The sequence below is a fragment of the Pseudomonas sp. B21-048 genome, from assembly GCF_024748615.1.
Taxonomy (GTDB): Bacteria; Pseudomonadota; Gammaproteobacteria; order Pseudomonadales; family Pseudomonadaceae; genus Aquipseudomonas.
Map to the genome: position 1 here is coordinate 5331861 of NZ_CP087168.1, position 15073 is coordinate 5346933.

Below are 15073 nucleotides of genomic sequence, written 5' to 3' on the forward strand. Positions count from 1 at the left end.
GGTGTAGAATCGCGAGATTCATCGCCATTCATCCCCCGGCGGGTTTATGAGCTCAAGCTGAAGCGCGCGGCGATCCCGCAAAGTTATCGGCAACTTCCGGACACACGGCCATTTCTGAGTGTTCCAGACGTCAATAGAAGCTCACTTCCCTTTTGATACCTGATTAGCCGCCCGGAGTGCTTCATGCCTGATTACCGCTCGAAAACATCCACCCACGGCCGCAACATGGCCGGTGCCCGCGCACTGTGGCGCGCCACGGGGATGAAAGATGACGACTTCAAGAAGCCGATCATCGCCATTGCCAACTCCTTTACCCAGTTCGTACCGGGCCATGTGCACCTCAAGGATCTGGGACAACTGGTCGCTCGCGAAATCGAACGGGCCGGCGGCGTCGCCAAGGAATTCAACACCATCGCCGTGGATGATGGCATCGCCATGGGCCACGACGGCATGCTCTATTCGCTGCCGAGCCGCGAGATCATCGCCGACTCCGTCGAATACATGGTCAACGCCCACTGCGCCGACGCCATCGTCTGCATCTCCAACTGCGACAAGATCACCCCGGGCATGTTGATGGCCGCCCTGCGCCTGAACATCCCGGTGATCTTCGTGTCCGGCGGGCCGATGGAAGCCGGCAAGACCAAACTGGCCAGCCACGGTCTCGATCTGGTCGACGCCATGGTGATCGCCGCCGACTCCAGCGCATCCGACGAGAAAGTCGCCGAGTACGAGCGTAGCGCTTGCCCGACCTGCGGTTCGTGCTCCGGCATGTTCACCGCCAACTCGATGAACTGCCTGGTTGAAGCCCTGGGTCTGGCATTGCCGGGCAACGGTTCGACCCTGGCCACCCACAGCGACCGCGAACAGCTGTTCCTGCAGGCCGGCCGCACCATCGTCGAGCTGTGCAAGCGTTACTACGGCGAGAACGATGAGTCGGTGTTGCCGCGCAACATCGCCAACTTCAAGGCGTTCGAAAACGCCATGACCCTGGACATCGCCATGGGCGGTTCCACCAACACCATCCTGCACTTGCTGGCCGCAGCCCAGGAAGCCGAGATCGATTTCGACCTGCGCGACATCGACCGTCTCTCCCGTCATGTGCCGCAACTGTGCAAAGTCGCGCCGAACATCCAGAAGTACCACATGGAAGATGTGCACCGTGCCGGCGGGATCTTCAGCATCCTCGGTTCCCTGGCCCGTGGCGGTCTATTGCACACCGACCTGCCGACCGTGCACAGCAAATCCCTGGCTGAAGGCATCGCCAAGTGGGACATCACCCAGACCACCGACGAAGCCGTGCATCACTTCTTCAAGGCCGGCCCGGCGGGCATTCCGACGCAAACCGCGTTCAGCCAGTCGACCCGTTGGGAAACCCTGGACGACGACCGTGAAAACGGCTGCATCCGCAGTGTCGAACACGCTTACTCGAAAGAAGGCGGCCTGGCCGTTCTGTACGGCAACATCGCTCTGGATGGCTGCGTGGTAAAAACCGCCGGCGTCGACGAGTCGATCCACGTCTTCGAAGGCAACGCGAAGATCTTCGAAAGCCAGGACAGCGCCGTACGCGGCATCCTCGCCGACGAAGTGAAGGCCGGCGACATCGTGATCATTCGTTACGAAGGCCCGAAAGGCGGCCCGGGCATGCAGGAAATGCTCTACCCGACGTCTTACCTGAAATCCAAAGGCCTGGGCAAAGCCTGCGCCCTGCTCACCGACGGCCGTTTCTCTGGCGGTACTTCGGGCCTGTCCATTGGCCACGCTTCGCCAGAAGCCGCTGCTGGCGGCGCGATCGGCCTGGTGCAGGATGGCGACAAGGTACTGATCGACATTCCGAACCGCTCGATCAACCTGTTGATCAGCGATGAAGAAATGGCCGCACGCCGTGTCGAGCAGGACAAGAAAGGTTGGAAACCGGTGGAAGTGCGTCCACGCAAAGTGACCACTGCGCTGAAAGCCTATGCCCTGTTGGCCACCAGCGCCGACAAGGGTGCGGTACGTAACAAGGCGATGCTCGACGGGCTGTAAGCCTCAGTCGCAGAAACAAAAATGCCCCGCCAAGTGCGGGGCAGATCGTTCCCACGCTCCCGCGTGGGAATGCCTCAAGGGACGCTCCGCGTCTAGTGACGCGGAGCGTCACGGGCTGCATTCCCACGCAGAGCGTGGGAACGATCATCACCGAAGATCCGCGAGGCTTGCCCGCGATGGGTGCGACTCGGTCTTACTGAATCTCTTCCGGTTTAACGATCACCCAGTTCTTGTCCGCCGTCACCGCCAAGCCTTCTTTCGCCTGGGCTGCTGCGTTTTTGGCCATCATGCCGTTAATCTGAGTCATGTATTTGTCTTTGCGATTGACCCACAAATGGATGCCGCCCTTGGATGCGTCGACGCTGTGGAACAGCATGTAGCCATCGCTGGTCGGGGTATCGCCGCCCACCAGGACCGGTTTTTTCCATTCATCAATGTAAGTCAGAATCGCTGCCTGCTTGCCGGCCATCCAGGTTGCCGGGGTCCACAGGTACGGGGTCAGTTCGAGGCCAAGGTTGGCCTTCTCGTCATACTTGCCGGCAGTGATCTGCTTACGCGCCGTGGTCAGTTCGCCAGTCTTGCGGTCCTTGAGCATCGTGGTCACGCCAATCACGTTCTGTGGTTTGACGTTGTAGCCGTACTTCGGATCGGCAGCGACCATGCGCACCAATTCTTCGGAGGCAGCGGTCATCACGTAGACCTCAATGCCGTTCTCCATCAGCTTGTTGTAGAGCTCTTTCTGACCGGTGAAGATTTTCGGCGGGTTGACGTCGATGGTCTTGACCACATCGCCTTCGTAATAAGTGCTCGGCACCGGTTTGCCAGACGCCATCAGCTCATCGACGTTACCCTTGAGCTCCTGAAGCGTGAACCCGGAAAACACTTGGGCGACCCATGGATAGCAAACCATGTCGTCAATTTCGCAGAGGCGATAGTAATAGCTGAACAGGCTTTCCTTATGGTCGGCCGTGTCCTTGAACGGGATCAGTTTCAGGGAGGGATCAAGGCTCTCGCGCGTGATCAGGCCCTTGTTTTCCATGAACGGCAACAAGGACTCTTCGAGGTCATAGCGGTAGCTGGTGTTGTCCATGTCGAACACCGCGAAGTTACCCTTGTTGGCGTTGGCCGCGATCATCGCATCCAGCGCCTTGGCCTGATCGGCAGGCCAGTGCTTCAGGTCCGTAGCGAACGCCTGGCCGGCAAGGCCAAAGCCCAAACTCAATCCAAGTGCGACAGCCAGAAATTTCGGTGCGAGCTTCATCGGCGCTTCTCCCTGATTCAAAGAAATCGACGCTAACAAATAAGTGTGACAGTCCTCGTCTGTCAGCGACCGCCCGCGTTCCTATTGCGCCAACTGCATCTCCGACAGCGACACTCCCTTATTCCAAAAACGACGGAAACCATATTTTTTTGATATTAATTCATTAGTTTTCAAGCTGTTAGGCTTCCCCGTTCGCGGCAAGCCCCGGAAGGCCGGGGTCGGTGGCGGCGCGACCTTCGCCGCGCTGATCGTGCTACCGGCCATGGGTTTGCCGGTGTCACTGGTGGCGTTGTTGATTTCGGTTGAGCCGTTGATTGATATGGGGCGTACGGCGTTGAACGTGAGTGGTTCGATTACGGCGGGGGCGATTACCAGCCAGATGATGCAGCAGACGGATAAAGCGTTGCTGGAGGCGGATGAGCATTCGGAGTTGGCTCACGCTTAAGGAGGGTGTCCTGAGGTTTGTGTAAACGGTCATTAGGCGCACACTGCCTTTCCCAAGGAGTCTCAATGACCGAGCCCAAGCGCACTAAACGAGTCAAACCCGATCCTGAACTGGTAAAGCTGGCCGACAGCCTGTTGACCAACTACCGAAAACCCGAAGATCTGATCGGCGAAAATGGCCTGCTCAAGCAGCTCACCAAGATGCTCGTCGAACGAGCGCTGGAAGCTGAAATGACCGAGCACCTGGGGCATGACAAAAGCGCAGCCGTTACCAATGCCGAAGGAAATGCTCGCAACGGCCATAGCGGTAAGACGCTCAAGGGCGACTTTGGCGAGCTACCGCTGGAGATTCCCCGTGATCGCCAGGGAATGTTCGAGCCCCAGCTAGTTTCCAAGCACCAGACGCGTTGGACCGGCTTCGATGACAAGGTCATTTCGCTGTACGCCCGAGGGATGACTGTTCGGGAAATTCAGGGGCACCTGCAGGAGATGTACGGCACAGAGGTCTCTCCTAGCCTCATCTCGGCGATTACCGACGCCGTTAGCGAAGAGGTCAAAGTCTGGCAATCGCGTCCTCTGGACGAGCTCTATCCGATCCTCTACCTCGATTGCATTCACGTCAAAGTGCGCGACAGTGGCGCGGTCAGAACCAAGGCGGTTTACTTGGCCATTGGCGTCAATATGGACGGTCGAAAAGAAGTTCTAGGATTGTGGATCGCACAGACTGAAGGTGCCAAATTCTGGCTGCAAGTAGTCACAGAGCTTAAAACACGCGGGGTAAAAGACATCTTTATCGCCTGCGTGGATGGGCTCAAGGGCTTTCCTGAGGCGATCGAAGTGGTCTATCCGCAAGCCTCGGTTCAACTGTGCATCGTGCATATGGTGCGCAACAGCTTGAAGTTCGTATCGTGGAAGCATCAACGCGAAGCCGCTGCCGACCTCAAGCTTATTTACCGCTCGACGACGGTTGAAATGGCCGAGCAAAAGCTGACCGATTTCGAGGCCAAATGGGATGATCGATACCCTCTGATCAGCCAGTCATGGCGCAAAAACTGGGCGAGGGTCATACCTCTATTCGATTATCCACCTGAGATACGGACGGTGATCTATACCACCAACGCCATCGAGTCGATCAACATGAGCTTGCGCAAGGTCACCAAAAGCAGAGCCTCATTCCCGACTGATGACGCGGTTATGAAGCTCTTTTATCTGGCGCTGAATAACATCAGCAAGAAGTGGACAATGCCAATCAGGGACTGGGCGGGGGCCTTGAACCGGTTCAGTATCCAGTTCGAAGACCGGCTTTTGCAGGATTAACAGCAACGCCGTTTACACAGAATCCCGTACACCCCCCGCTTAAGCCGTACCGATCGTTCCCACGCTCCCGCGTGGGAATGCCTCAAGGGACGCTCCGCGTCCAGTGACGCGGAGCGTCATGGGCTGCATTCCCACGCAGAGCGTGGGAACGATCTATGTGCGCTCCCACACCTCGAAGCTATACGCCGGTTTGTCACCCTCCGCCGGGTTCGGAACATTCGACACCAGTTTCCACTGGTTCAAATCAAACTCCGGAAACCACGCATCTCCTTCCGGGCTCAGTGCCACGCGGGTCAGGTACAGCCGATCAGCCTGTGCCAACCCTTGCGCATACAGCTGCGCCCCGCCAATCAACATCACCTCATCGACGCCCTGCTCGTTCGCCCATTGCTGCGCGCGAACCACTGCTGCCTCCAGCGACGGATAAACCTCCGCGCCTTCCAGTTGCAGATCCGCCTGACGGCTGACCACGATGTTCAACCGGCCCGGCAGCGGACGACCGAGGGAATCCCAGGTCTTGCGACCCATGATGATCGGCTTGCCGAGGGTGGTGGCCTTGAAGTATTTGAAGTCCCCCGGCAAGTGCCAGGGCATGCTGTTGTCGACGCCGATCACACGGTTTTCACCGAGGGCTGCGATCAGGCTGAGGGGGAGTGATTTAGTCATGTCGGCGAGGATACCAGAGCCTCCCTTACCCCGATAAGCGTCACAGCGGTTATGCTCATCGCTCAATTAAGCGACGGGATGCCGCGTGACTGAACTGAATAACCTCTGGCTGACAGAAACCATACGCCTGCGTGAAGAACACGCGGGTCCCCTGGACGACCTGGAAGCCAATCGAATCGCCCGTAGCGCCGGCGGCGATCTGCCGACGCGCATTCAACGCCGCGCCCTGTGGCTGGCTGAGCGCGACGGACAGGCCCACGCCCTCAAACATTGGCTGCAAGGCGCGCGACTGGCGCTGATCGTGCTGGCCACTCTGGCCGTGATCAGTGGCGCCGGCCTGGCGTTTGCCGCGCTGGGCGACGGCCAAATCCCGGTCAATGTGTTCTGGGCGTTGGGCAGCCTGCTCGGGTTGAACCTGATTCTATTGCTGAGCTGGGCCTTGGGCCTGGTGTTTGCCGGCGAACAGGGTGCCGCCCTCGGACGCTTGTGGCTGTGGCTCAGTGAAAAACTCGCCCGCGATGCCAACGCCGCGCAACTGGCGCCGGCCCTGCTGCTGTTGCTGCAACGGCAGAAACTCAATCGTTGGGCACTTGGCCTACTGGTCAATGGATTGTGGTTGTTGGCAATGCTCAGCGCTTTAGTGATGGTGCTGACGCTGATGGCGACCCGGCGCTACGGCTTCGTCTGGGAAACCACCATTCTCGGCGGCGACACCTTCGTCGCCATGACCCAAGCCCTCGGCGCCCTGCCGGCCTTGCTCGGTTTCAGCGTGCCCAGCGTGGAGATGATCCGCGCCAGCGGCGATGCCGCGCTGAACATCGAAAGCGCCCGCCAGGCCTGGGCGGCGTGGCTGGTTGGGGTGCTGTTGGTGTACGGCGTTTTGCCGCGATTGTTGCTCGCATTGTTCTGCCTGTGGCGCTGGAAAACCGGTCAAGCAGCCCTGCATCTGGATTTGAACCTGCCCGGCTACGCCCAACTGCGCGAACGGCTGATGCCCACCAGCGAACGCCTGGGCATCAGCGATGCCGCGCCAGAACAACTTCATCGGGTGGAAAGCGCCGCCAGCGACCTGCAAAGCGATGGCGCGCTGTTGGTGGCCATCGAACTGGACGAGCAACGCCCCTGGCCGCCGCAATTGCCGAAAACCGTCAACAACGCCGGCGTCCTCGACAGCCGTGAATCGCGGCACAAACTGCTCGAACAACTGAGTCGTTTTCCTCCGGCCCGTCTGGCCATCGCCTGTGACCCACGGCGTTCGCCGGACCGTGGCAGCCTGGCGCTGATTGCCGAACTGGCCCGCAGCGCCAGCGCCACCCGCGTGTGGTTGTTGCAAGCGCCGCCCGGCGAAGCGCTGGATGCCGAACGCCTGGGCGACTGGCATGTTGCGCTACAACAACTGGACCTGCCATTCGCCGATTGCGCGCCGTTGAACTGGCTGGAGACGGGTCATGACTAATCCCTTAAAGCTCGCCGTGGTCGGTCACACCAATGTCGGCAAAACTTCGTTGCTGCGAACGCTGACACGAGACGTCGGCTTCGGCGAAGTGTCCCATCGTCCCAGCACCACTCGCCACGTCGAAGGCGCACGATTGTCGGTAGACGGCGAGCCATTGCTTGATCTCTTCGACACTCCGGGCCTGGAAGACGCCATCGCCCTACTCGACTACCTCGAACGCCTGGAACGACCTGGCGAACGCCTCGACGGCCCGGCACGATTGGCGCGTTTTCTGGAGAGCAGCGAAGCCCGGCAGCGCTTCGAACAGGAAGCCAAAGTGCTGCGGCAATTGCTCGCCTCGGACGCCGGCCTCTATGTGATCGACGCCCGAGAGCCGGTGCTGGCCAAGTACCGCGACGAACTGGAAGTGTTGGCCAGTTGCGGCAAACCGCTGCTGCCGGTGTTGAATTTTGTCAGCAGCGCCCAGCATCGCGAACCTGATTGGCGCGAAGCACTGGCGCGGTTGGGCTTGCATGCCTTGGTGCGCTTCGACAGCGTCGCGCCACCGGAAGATGGCGAGCGTCGACTCTATGAAAGCCTCGCGCTGCTGCTGGAAAACTCCCGCGAACAGCTTGAGCGTTTGATTGCCGACCAGCAGGCCCAACGCCTGGCCCGTCAGCAAAGTGCAGCGCGGCTGATTGCCGATTTATTGATCGATTGCGCCGCCTGCCGCCGCAGTGTGGTCAGCGAGGCGGCGCAGGAACAGCAAGCGATCAGCGAACTGCGCAAAGCCGTGCGTCAGCGCGAACAACGCTGCGTCGAGGCCTTGCTCAAGCTCTACGCTTTCCGCCCACAAGATGCGGCGGCCAGTGACTTGCCGTTGCTTGATGGCCGCTGGGGCGATGATCTGTTCAACCCGGAAACCCTGAAGCAGCTCGGTGTGCGGGTCGGCGGCGGTATCGCGGCCGGCGCGGCGGCCGGGGCCGGGGTTGATTTGCTGGTGGGCGGCCTGACCCTCGGCGCTGCGGCGCTGGCCGGAGCGATTGCCGGCGGCGCCCTGCAAACCGCCCGCAGTTACGGCGGCCGCCTGCTGGGAAAAATCAAAGGGCAGCGAGAACTGACTGTCGACGACGGCGTGTTACGGCTGTTGGCCTTGCGCCAGCGACAATTGCTGCAGGCTCTGAATTCCCGTGGGCATGCGGCGATGGACAGCATTCAGGTCGCCACGCCGCAGGATAAAACCTGGCGCGAAGGCAAACTGCCGGATGCGCTGAACAAGGCGCGGGCGCATCCGCAATGGTCGTCGCTCAATCCTCATTCGAAGTTGAGTCAGGCGGAGCGCCAAGAGCAGGTTGAGGTGTTGGCTGGGAAGGTGGTTGATAGTTAAGTACGCCTTCGCGGGCAAGTCGGATCGCCGCAGTTCTTCAACCGAGGCCATTTACTGCGCCTCAGCACACCCGTCCCTCATCGTCTATTTGTGCAACAGGCGTAAACCGTTGAACACCACCAACAGGCTCACGCCCATGTCGGCGAACACCGCCATCCACATGGTGGCGAGCCCGGCGAAGGTTACCCCAAGAAAGATCGCCTTGATGACCAATGCCAGGGCGATGTTCTGTTTGAGGATATTCGAGGTCTGCCGCGACAGGCGGATGAAGGCCGGGATCTTGCGCAGATCGTCGTCCATCAGGGCGACATCGGCGGTTTCAATGGCGGTGTCGGTACCGGCGGCCGCCATGGCGAAACCGATCTCGGCCCGCGCCAGCGCCGGAGCGTCGTTGATACCGTCGCCGACCATTCCGACCCGATGGCCCTGGATATACAGCCTTTCAATGGCTTGCAGCTTATCGGTCGGCAACAGATCGCCCTGCGCCTGATCGATGCCCACGTGGGCGGCGATGACCTGAGCGGTGTGAACGTTGTCGCCGGTCAGCATCAGGGTTTTGATGCCCAGCTCATGCAATTGCTGGATCGCTTCGCGGCTGGACGCTTTCACGGTGTCTGCCACGGCAAACAATGCCAGTGGACCTGACTTGTCGAGCAACAGCACCACGGATTTGCCCTGTTTCTCCAGTGCAAACAGCTGCTCTTCCAGCGCGGGTGAACACAGGCCCAAGTCTTCCACCAGACGGTGGTTGCCCAAGTGATAGAGCTCACCGTTGATCTCGCCGCGTACACCACGCCCCGCCAGGGCTTCGAAGTTATCCACAGTCAGCGGCGCTAGTTGGCTATCCACAACTGCATCCACAGCCGCATTGGCGATGGCCAGCGACACCGGGTGATCCGAGCGACCGGCCAGTGCCGCCGCTATGGCCGGTGCTGTTCCATCAGCGGTTGGGTCGAGGGACAAATAGTCGGTCTGCACCGGTTTGCCGTGAGTGAGGGTGCCGGTCTTGTCGAGGGCCAGGTAATCGAGTTTGTGGCCGTGCTCCAGGTAAACGCCACCCTTGACCAGAATCCCTTTGCGCGCCGCCGCCGCAAGGCCGCTGACGATAGTCACCGGGGTGGAAATCACCAGCGCACATGGGCAGGCGACCACCAGCAACACCAGTGCCCGGTAGATCCAGTCGAACCACAACGCGTCCATGAACAGCGGCGGGATCACCGCCACGGCCAGGGCCAGGATGAACACCGCCGGGGTGTAGATTTTCGAGAAGGCGTCGACGAAACGCTGGGTCGGAGCGCGTGCCCCCTGAGCCTGTTCCACGGCGTGGATAATCCGCGCCAGGGTCGAATTGTTCGCCGCAGCGGTTACCGTGTATTCCAGCGAACCGGACTGGTTGATGGTGCCGGCGAACACCTTGTCGCCAATGGTTTTCTCCACCGGCAGGCTTTCACCGGTGATCGGCGCCTGATCGATGGTCGAGTTGCCGGACAGCACTTCGCCGTCCAGGCCAATCCGTTCGCCGGGACGCACCCGCACCCGCGCACCCAGTTCGATGTTTTTAACCGGTTGGGCGATCCAACTGCCATCCGCCTGCTGCACCGTGGCCTGCTCGGGAGCCATCTGCATCAGCCCGCCGATGGCGTTGCGCGCCCGGTCCAGAGACCTGGCTTCGATCAACTCAGCCACGGTGAACAGGAACATCACCATCGCCGCTTCCGGCCATTGGCCGATCAGAATCGCCCCGGTCACCGCGATGCTCATCAGCGCGTTGATGTTCAGGTTGAGGTTTTTCAGGGCAATCCAGCCCTTCTTGTAAGTGCTGAGGCCACCGCTGAGGATCGAGATCAGCGCGATAACCGCCACCACCCAGTTTGGCGCCGCATTGGTGAAGTGGAGAAGCTCGGCAGCCAGCGCCCCGACGCCGGACAGGGCCAGCGGCCACCAGGGCTTTTTCGCAGGTGCAGGGCTCGACACTGGCGTTTCAGCGCCCTGCTCCATCGGTTCGGCGTGCATGCCGAGGGACTTGATCGCGTCGATGATCGGCGTAGTGCTTGGCAGGTCATGGGTCACGCCCAACACCCGATTGATCAGGTTGAATTCCAGTTGCCGCACACCTGCAAGCTTCCCGAGTTTGTTCTGGATCAGCGTTTGCTCGGTCGGGCAGTCCATGGCTTCGATGCGGAAACTGCTCAACCGCGCGCCGGCGGTCGGCGTCTCGCTCAACACAATCCGCGAAGGTGCCGCGGCTTTGGAGGCACAGCAGGAATCCCCGTGGTTTCCATGCTCATGCCGGATGACAGGCTTCAGTTTGTGGCTGTGATCGTGCCCGGCTTCGGGTTTGTGGGTGTGAAGAGAATCGCTCATCGGTCGCGTCCATGAAAGTGCCTGTTGCCAAGTAAAGACCCTGTAGCCACTATAGGGTCAAGCATCCTTTTGGAGATTGTCGCGATGAAAATCGGAGAACTGGCGAAACTCACCGACTGCGCCGTGGAAACCATTCGCTACTACGAGCGCGAAAACCTGCTGCCGGAGCCGGCCCGCAGCGACGGCAACTACCGCGTCTACACCCAGGCCCACGCCGAGCGCCTGACCTTCATCCGCAACTGCCGCACTCTGGACATGACCCTCGAGGAAATCCGCAGCCTGCTGGCCCTGCGCGACAGCCCGCAGGATCAATGCGAAAACGTCAATGCGTTGATCGATGAACATATCCACCATGTGAAAGCTCGGATCGATGGTTTGCTGGCCTTGCAGACACAACTGCTCGACCTGCGCCAACGCTGCAGCGAAGGGCCGGATATCGATCAGTGCGGGATTTTGCAGCGGCTGGAAGTGAGCGGCGGGGTTGTGGCGACGGAGGTTGAGCATTCCCATGTTGGGCGCAGTCACGGGCATTAGCAGCTCCTGATCGTTCCCACGCTTGCGTGGGAACGATCAGGAGGGACTAGACCGCCATCGGCGCGGTCATCGGCGCGTGGTGTTCATAGCCTTCCAGCGAGAAATCACTTGGTTCGATCAACTCCAGCCATTCCGGCTGATAAACACCAGTCTTGGCAAACTCCGGCACACGATCACTGATCACCAGTTTCGGCATCGGGAACGGCTCGCGCTTGAGCTGTTCGTTGAGCATGTCCAGATGGTTTTCGTAGACGTGGGCGTCGCCGATGAAATAGGTGAACCAGCGCGGCGTGTAACCGGTCAGGCGACCGATCAGGCTCAGCAGCGCGGCACCTTCGGTGAGGTTGAACGGCGTGCCCAGCCCCAGGTCGTTGGAGCGAATGTAGAGGGTCAAAGAGATCTCTTTGGTCTCAACGTTCGGGTGGAACTGATACAGCAAGTGGCACGGTGGCAGGGCCATTTCGTCGAGCTGGGCGACGTTCCAGCCGTGGAACAGAATGCGACGGCTGCCCGGGTCCTTGATGATGGTGTCGACGCACTGGCGGATCTGGTCGATCGCCTTGTACAGCACCACGTAGGCCTGACCAGCCTCGGAGCCTTCGGCAATCTGACGATAACCCTGGCTCAACGTCTGCTCGATGGCGGCCTGATTGCTGACCGGGATCTGCTTGTACGCCGGCCATTTGCGCCATTGCACGCCATAGATCTCGCCGAGGTCGTCTTCACCCTGACGGAACGGGTTGGCCAGCCACTGAGCGTTTTCGTTGGCGTTCTGGTCCCAGACCTTGCAGCCCAGCGCACGGAATTCGGCGGCGTTGTTCACCCCGCGTAGAAATCCGCACATTTCGCCGATGGCGGATTTGAAGGCCATCTTGCGAGTGGTGATCGCCGGGAAACCTTCCTGCAGATCGAAGCGCAGCATCGCGCCCGGAAAACTGATGGTGTTCACGCCGGTACGGTTGGCCTGTTTGGTGCCGTTCTTGATGACGTGGGCGACCAGTTCGAGATATTGCTTCATGAATTACCTGTGTCCTTGAACCCGGAAGCGTCGCCCCGGGGTTCGAATTTAACGCCTGTTTCTTATACAGCGGCCGCCGGGGTCGCCGGAGCGCGTCGATAAGCCAGCCAGATCAGGAACAGCCCGCAGACGATCATCGGTACACATAGCACCTGACCCATGGTCAGCCAGTTCCAGGCCAGATAACCCAGTTGCGCGTCCGGCACGCGAACGAATTCGACGATGAAACGGAAGAGGCCATAGAACAGCGCGAACATCCCGGACACCGCCATGGTCGGCCGCGGCTTGCGCGAGAACAGCCAGAGGATCACGAACAGCGCCACGCCTTCCAGCGCGAACTGGTACAGCTGCGACGGATGACGCGCCAGCTGCGCCGGATCGGTCGGGAAGACCATCGCCCACGGCACGTCGGTCGCCTTGCCCCACAATTCAGCGTTGATGAAGTTGCCAATGCGCCCGGCTCCCAGGCCAATCGGCACCATGGGCGCAACGAAGTCCATCAGCTGGAAGAACGACTTGTTGTTCTTTTTACCGAACCACAACGCCGCCAGCATCACGCCGATTAAGCCGCCGTGGAACGACATGCCGCCCTTCCACACTTCGAAAATCAGCAGTGGGTTGGCGATGTAGGCGCTCAGGTCGTAGAACAGCACATAACCCAAGCGGCCGCCGACGATAACGCCCATCGACATCCAGAACACCATGTCGGAGAGTTTCTCTTTGCTCCAGGTCGGATCGAAGCGGTTCAGCCGACGAGACGCCAGCCACCATGCGCCGCCGATGCCGATCAGGTACATCAGGCCGTACCAGTGGATTTTCAGCGGACCGATGGCCAGGGCCACCGGGTCGATCTGCGGGTAAGGCAGCATTGCGACTCCTCGTTAGAGTTGAAACCTTCAAAATTCCCGGGCCACGCTGTCACGCCAGGATTAAGCCAGGATTGCGCGATGCGTCAGAGCAGGAAGCTCAAGCCGACGCAAAACAGCAAAGCGGCAAACAGTCTTTTCAACAAGCGCGGCGACAGCCTGTGGGCCAGTCGCGCACCGAGGCGGGCGAAGACCATGCTGGTCAGGGCGATCCCCAGCAGCGCCGGCAAATACACAAAACCGAGACTATGGGCCGGCAGCAGTGGATCGTGCCAGCCCAGAATCATGAAACTTAATGCACTGGCCAAGGCGATGGGCAGGCCGCAGGCCGACGAAGTGGCCACCGCTTGCTGCATCGGCACGCTGCGCCAGGTCAGGAACGGCACGGTCAACGAGCCGCCGCCAATTCCGAAAATCGCCGAGGCCCAGCCAATGATGCTGCCGGCCACGGTCAGACCGACTTTACCGGGCACCGTTCGGCTGGCCTTGGGTTTGACGTCCAAAGCGAGTTGAACGGCGATGATCAGCGCGAATACGCCGATGATCTTCTGTAAATTCGGCCCGGAAATCGCTTCGGCCGTCAGCGCGCCGAAACCGGCACCGATCAGAATGCCGAGGGTCATCCAGGCAAAAATCGGCCAACGCACGGCGCCGCGGCGATGGTGCTCGCGAATCGCATTGACCGACGTAAAGATGATCGTCGCCAGCGAGGTGCCGACTGCCAGATGCGTCAGGATCGAGGCATCAAATCCCTGCAAGGTGAAACTGAACACCAGCACCGGGACAATAATGATCCCGCCGCCTACCCCGAACAGCCCGGCCAGCACGCCCGCGCAGGCGCCCAGCGCCAGATAGAGCAGAAATTCCATGGCCACATCCCCAAGCATCCCGAATCAGGAGCGGCATGGTAACGGATGCATGGCCTCGGGCTCCACTGTGATGGCGATGGATCGATGAGCGATGTCTGCGTAGAGTGAGCAAAAAACACACAAGGATCCCCTTATGTGCCTGATTGTTTTTGCCTGGCGGCCGGGTCACGCCCAGCCGTTGATCGTGGCGGCCAACCGCGACGAATTCTATGCCCGACCCAGCCTGCCCCTGGCGCAATGGCCGCATGCCCCGCACGTGTATGCCGGTCGCGACCTTGAGGCCGGCGGTACGTGGCTCGGTGTCGGCGCCAACGGGCGCTTCGCCGCGCTGACCAACATCCGTGACTCCCTTCAACCGCCGGCGCGCAAGTCGCGGGGTGAACTGGTTGCGCAGTTTCTCAGCGGCGACCTGTCGATTGATGACTATTTAAAGGACGTTGTCGGACGTTCGCCTGAATATGCCGGGTTTAATCTGTTGGTCGGCAATACCCACGAGCTATGGCACTTCAACGCTCGGGAGACGGAGGCGGTCATGCTCCCACCAGGCATTCATGGGTTATCGAACGCGGGGCTGGATACGCCGTGGCCGAAAGTGCTCAAGGCCAAGGCAGCCTTGAGCGAGGTGTTGGGCGATCCGCAGCCGCAGGCGCTGTTAGCCTTGCTCAGCGACTCGCAGACAGCGCCGCTTGCCGAATTGCCGGACACTGGCGTGGGACAGGCTACGGAGACGTTGTTGTCGAGCGTGTTTATCAAGAGCCCGACTTATGGGACACGGGCAAGCACGGCGTTGATTGTTCAGGCAGATGGGGGGCGGCATATGGTCGAAAGGAGTTTCGGGCCGTATGGAGGGCATTTGGGGGAGGTAGAGATCAGGATTTGAAGATGTG

Annotated in this window: 12 protein-coding genes and 1 pseudogene; 7 read left to right on the forward strand and 6 right to left on the reverse strand. The window is 60.3% G+C overall.

Annotated elements, in window-relative coordinates:
* The first annotated feature begins 183 nt into the window (after window positions 1-183).
* Entirely contained in the window at window positions 184-2025 is a 1842-nt protein-coding gene (ilvD, locus tag LOY56_RS25065) for a dihydroxy-acid dehydratase (protein ID WP_052964965.1), read from the forward strand.
* Between the two features lie 193 nt (window positions 2026-2218).
* Here the strand turns inward: ilvD and LOY56_RS25070 are convergent, their stop codons facing one another.
* A complete protein-coding gene (locus LOY56_RS25070; RefSeq protein WP_258617962.1) occupies window positions 2219-3286 on the reverse strand; it encodes a haloacid dehalogenase-like hydrolase in 1068 nt (355 codons plus the stop codon).
* Between the two features lie 211 nt (window positions 3287-3497).
* Here LOY56_RS25070 and LOY56_RS25075 point away from each other — a divergent pair.
* Both LOY56_RS25075 and LOY56_RS25080 read left to right on the forward strand, forming a co-directional pair.
* A pseudogene (locus LOY56_RS25075) lies at window positions 3498-3731 on the forward strand (cation:dicarboxylate symporter family transporter); the annotation flags it as partial.
* A 65-nt stretch (window positions 3732-3796) separates the two neighbouring features.
* Complete coding sequence (locus LOY56_RS25080; protein WP_258617963.1) at window positions 3797-5047, forward strand: IS256 family transposase; 1251 nt, start codon at window positions 3797-3799, stop codon at window positions 5045-5047.
* 153 nt (window positions 5048-5200) lie between these two features.
* Here the strand turns inward: LOY56_RS25080 and LOY56_RS25085 are convergent, their stop codons facing one another.
* Entirely contained in the window at window positions 5201-5713 is a 513-nt protein-coding gene (locus LOY56_RS25085; RefSeq protein ID WP_038980923.1) for a dihydrofolate reductase, read from the reverse strand.
* Between the two features lie 85 nt (window positions 5714-5798).
* Between LOY56_RS25085 and LOY56_RS25090 the strand changes: the two genes are divergently transcribed.
* Entirely contained in the window at window positions 5799-7169 is a 1371-nt protein-coding gene (locus LOY56_RS25090; RefSeq protein ID WP_258617965.1) for a DUF2868 domain-containing protein, read from the forward strand.
* Window positions 7162-8535: a GTPase/DUF3482 domain-containing protein gene (locus LOY56_RS25095; protein WP_258617966.1), complete on the forward strand. Its 1374-nt coding sequence runs from the start codon at window positions 7162-7164 to the stop codon at window positions 8533-8535. The genes LOY56_RS25090 and LOY56_RS25095 overlap by 8 nt, the downstream gene beginning before the upstream one ends.
* An 84-nt stretch (window positions 8536-8619) precedes the next feature.
* Here LOY56_RS25095 and LOY56_RS25100 read toward each other — a convergent pair whose 3' ends face one another.
* The gene (locus LOY56_RS25100; RefSeq protein ID WP_258617967.1) at window positions 8620-10899 is read right to left on the reverse strand and encodes a heavy metal translocating P-type ATPase; all 2280 of its coding nucleotides are present in this window, start codon (window positions 10897-10899) and stop codon (window positions 8620-8622) included.
* Between the two features lie 84 nt (window positions 10900-10983).
* On the opposite strand from LOY56_RS25100, the gene cadR reads away from it, so the two are divergent.
* Complete coding sequence (gene cadR, locus LOY56_RS25105) at window positions 10984-11433, forward strand: Cd(II)/Pb(II)-responsive transcriptional regulator (RefSeq protein WP_007897786.1); 450 nt, start codon at window positions 10984-10986, stop codon at window positions 11431-11433.
* 46 nt (window positions 11434-11479) lie between these two features.
* On the opposite strand, the gene LOY56_RS25110 is transcribed toward cadR, so the two are convergent.
* The 3 genes from LOY56_RS25110 to LOY56_RS25120 form a co-directional block, all read right to left on the reverse strand.
* The gene (locus tag LOY56_RS25110; RefSeq protein WP_258617970.1) at window positions 11480-12451 is read right to left on the reverse strand and encodes a thymidylate synthase; all 972 of its coding nucleotides are present in this window, start codon (window positions 12449-12451) and stop codon (window positions 11480-11482) included.
* A 62-nt stretch (window positions 12452-12513) separates the two neighbouring features.
* Window positions 12514-13320, reverse strand: a complete 807-nt coding sequence (gene lgt / locus LOY56_RS25115) for a prolipoprotein diacylglyceryl transferase (protein WP_258617971.1) — start codon at window positions 13318-13320, stop codon at window positions 12514-12516.
* Between the two features lie 83 nt (window positions 13321-13403).
* Window positions 13404-14186 (reverse strand): sulfite exporter TauE/SafE family protein, encoded by a 783-nt coding sequence (locus LOY56_RS25120; RefSeq protein ID WP_258617972.1) that lies wholly within the window; start codon window positions 14184-14186, stop codon window positions 13404-13406.
* A 133-nt stretch (window positions 14187-14319) separates the two neighbouring features.
* Here LOY56_RS25120 and LOY56_RS25125 point away from each other — a divergent pair, with 133 nt between their 5' ends.
* On the forward strand, window positions 14320-15066 hold the full coding sequence (locus LOY56_RS25125) for an NRDE family protein (RefSeq protein ID WP_258617976.1): 747 nt from the start codon (window positions 14320-14322) through the stop codon (window positions 15064-15066).
* Window positions 15067-15073: the final 7 nt, after the last annotated feature.

What these genes read in the sequence shown, in the direction of transcription:
- ilvD (WP_052964965.1), top strand. Translation starts at nt 184, where the DNA reads ATGCCTGATTACCGCTCGAAAACATCCACCCACGGCCGCAACATGGCC.
- LOY56_RS25070 (WP_258617962.1), bottom strand. Translation starts at nt 3,286, where the DNA reads ATGAAGCTCGCACCGAAATTTCTGGCTGTCGCACTTGGATTGAGTTTG.
- LOY56_RS25080 (WP_258617963.1), top strand. Translation starts at nt 3,797, where the DNA reads ATGACCGAGCCCAAGCGCACTAAACGAGTCAAACCCGATCCTGAACTG.
- LOY56_RS25085 (WP_038980923.1), bottom strand. Translation starts at nt 5,713, where the DNA reads ATGACTAAATCACTCCCCCTCAGCCTGATCGCAGCCCTCGGTGAAAAC.
- LOY56_RS25095 (WP_258617966.1), top strand. Translation starts at nt 7,162, where the DNA reads ATGACTAATCCCTTAAAGCTCGCCGTGGTCGGTCACACCAATGTCGGC.
- LOY56_RS25100 (WP_258617967.1), bottom strand. Translation starts at nt 10,899, where the DNA reads ATGAGCGATTCTCTTCACACCCACAAACCCGAAGCCGGGCACGATCAC.
- cadR (WP_007897786.1), top strand. Translation starts at nt 10,984, where the DNA reads ATGAAAATCGGAGAACTGGCGAAACTCACCGACTGCGCCGTGGAAACC.
- LOY56_RS25110 (WP_258617970.1), bottom strand. Translation starts at nt 12,451, where the DNA reads ATGAAGCAATATCTCGAACTGGTCGCCCACGTCATCAAGAACGGCACC.
- lgt (WP_258617971.1), bottom strand. Translation starts at nt 13,320, where the DNA reads ATGCTGCCTTACCCGCAGATCGACCCGGTGGCCCTGGCCATCGGTCCG.
- LOY56_RS25120 (WP_258617972.1), bottom strand. Translation starts at nt 14,186, where the DNA reads ATGGAATTTCTGCTCTATCTGGCGCTGGGCGCCTGCGCGGGCGTGCTG.
- LOY56_RS25125 (WP_258617976.1), top strand. Translation starts at nt 14,320, where the DNA reads ATGTGCCTGATTGTTTTTGCCTGGCGGCCGGGTCACGCCCAGCCGTTG.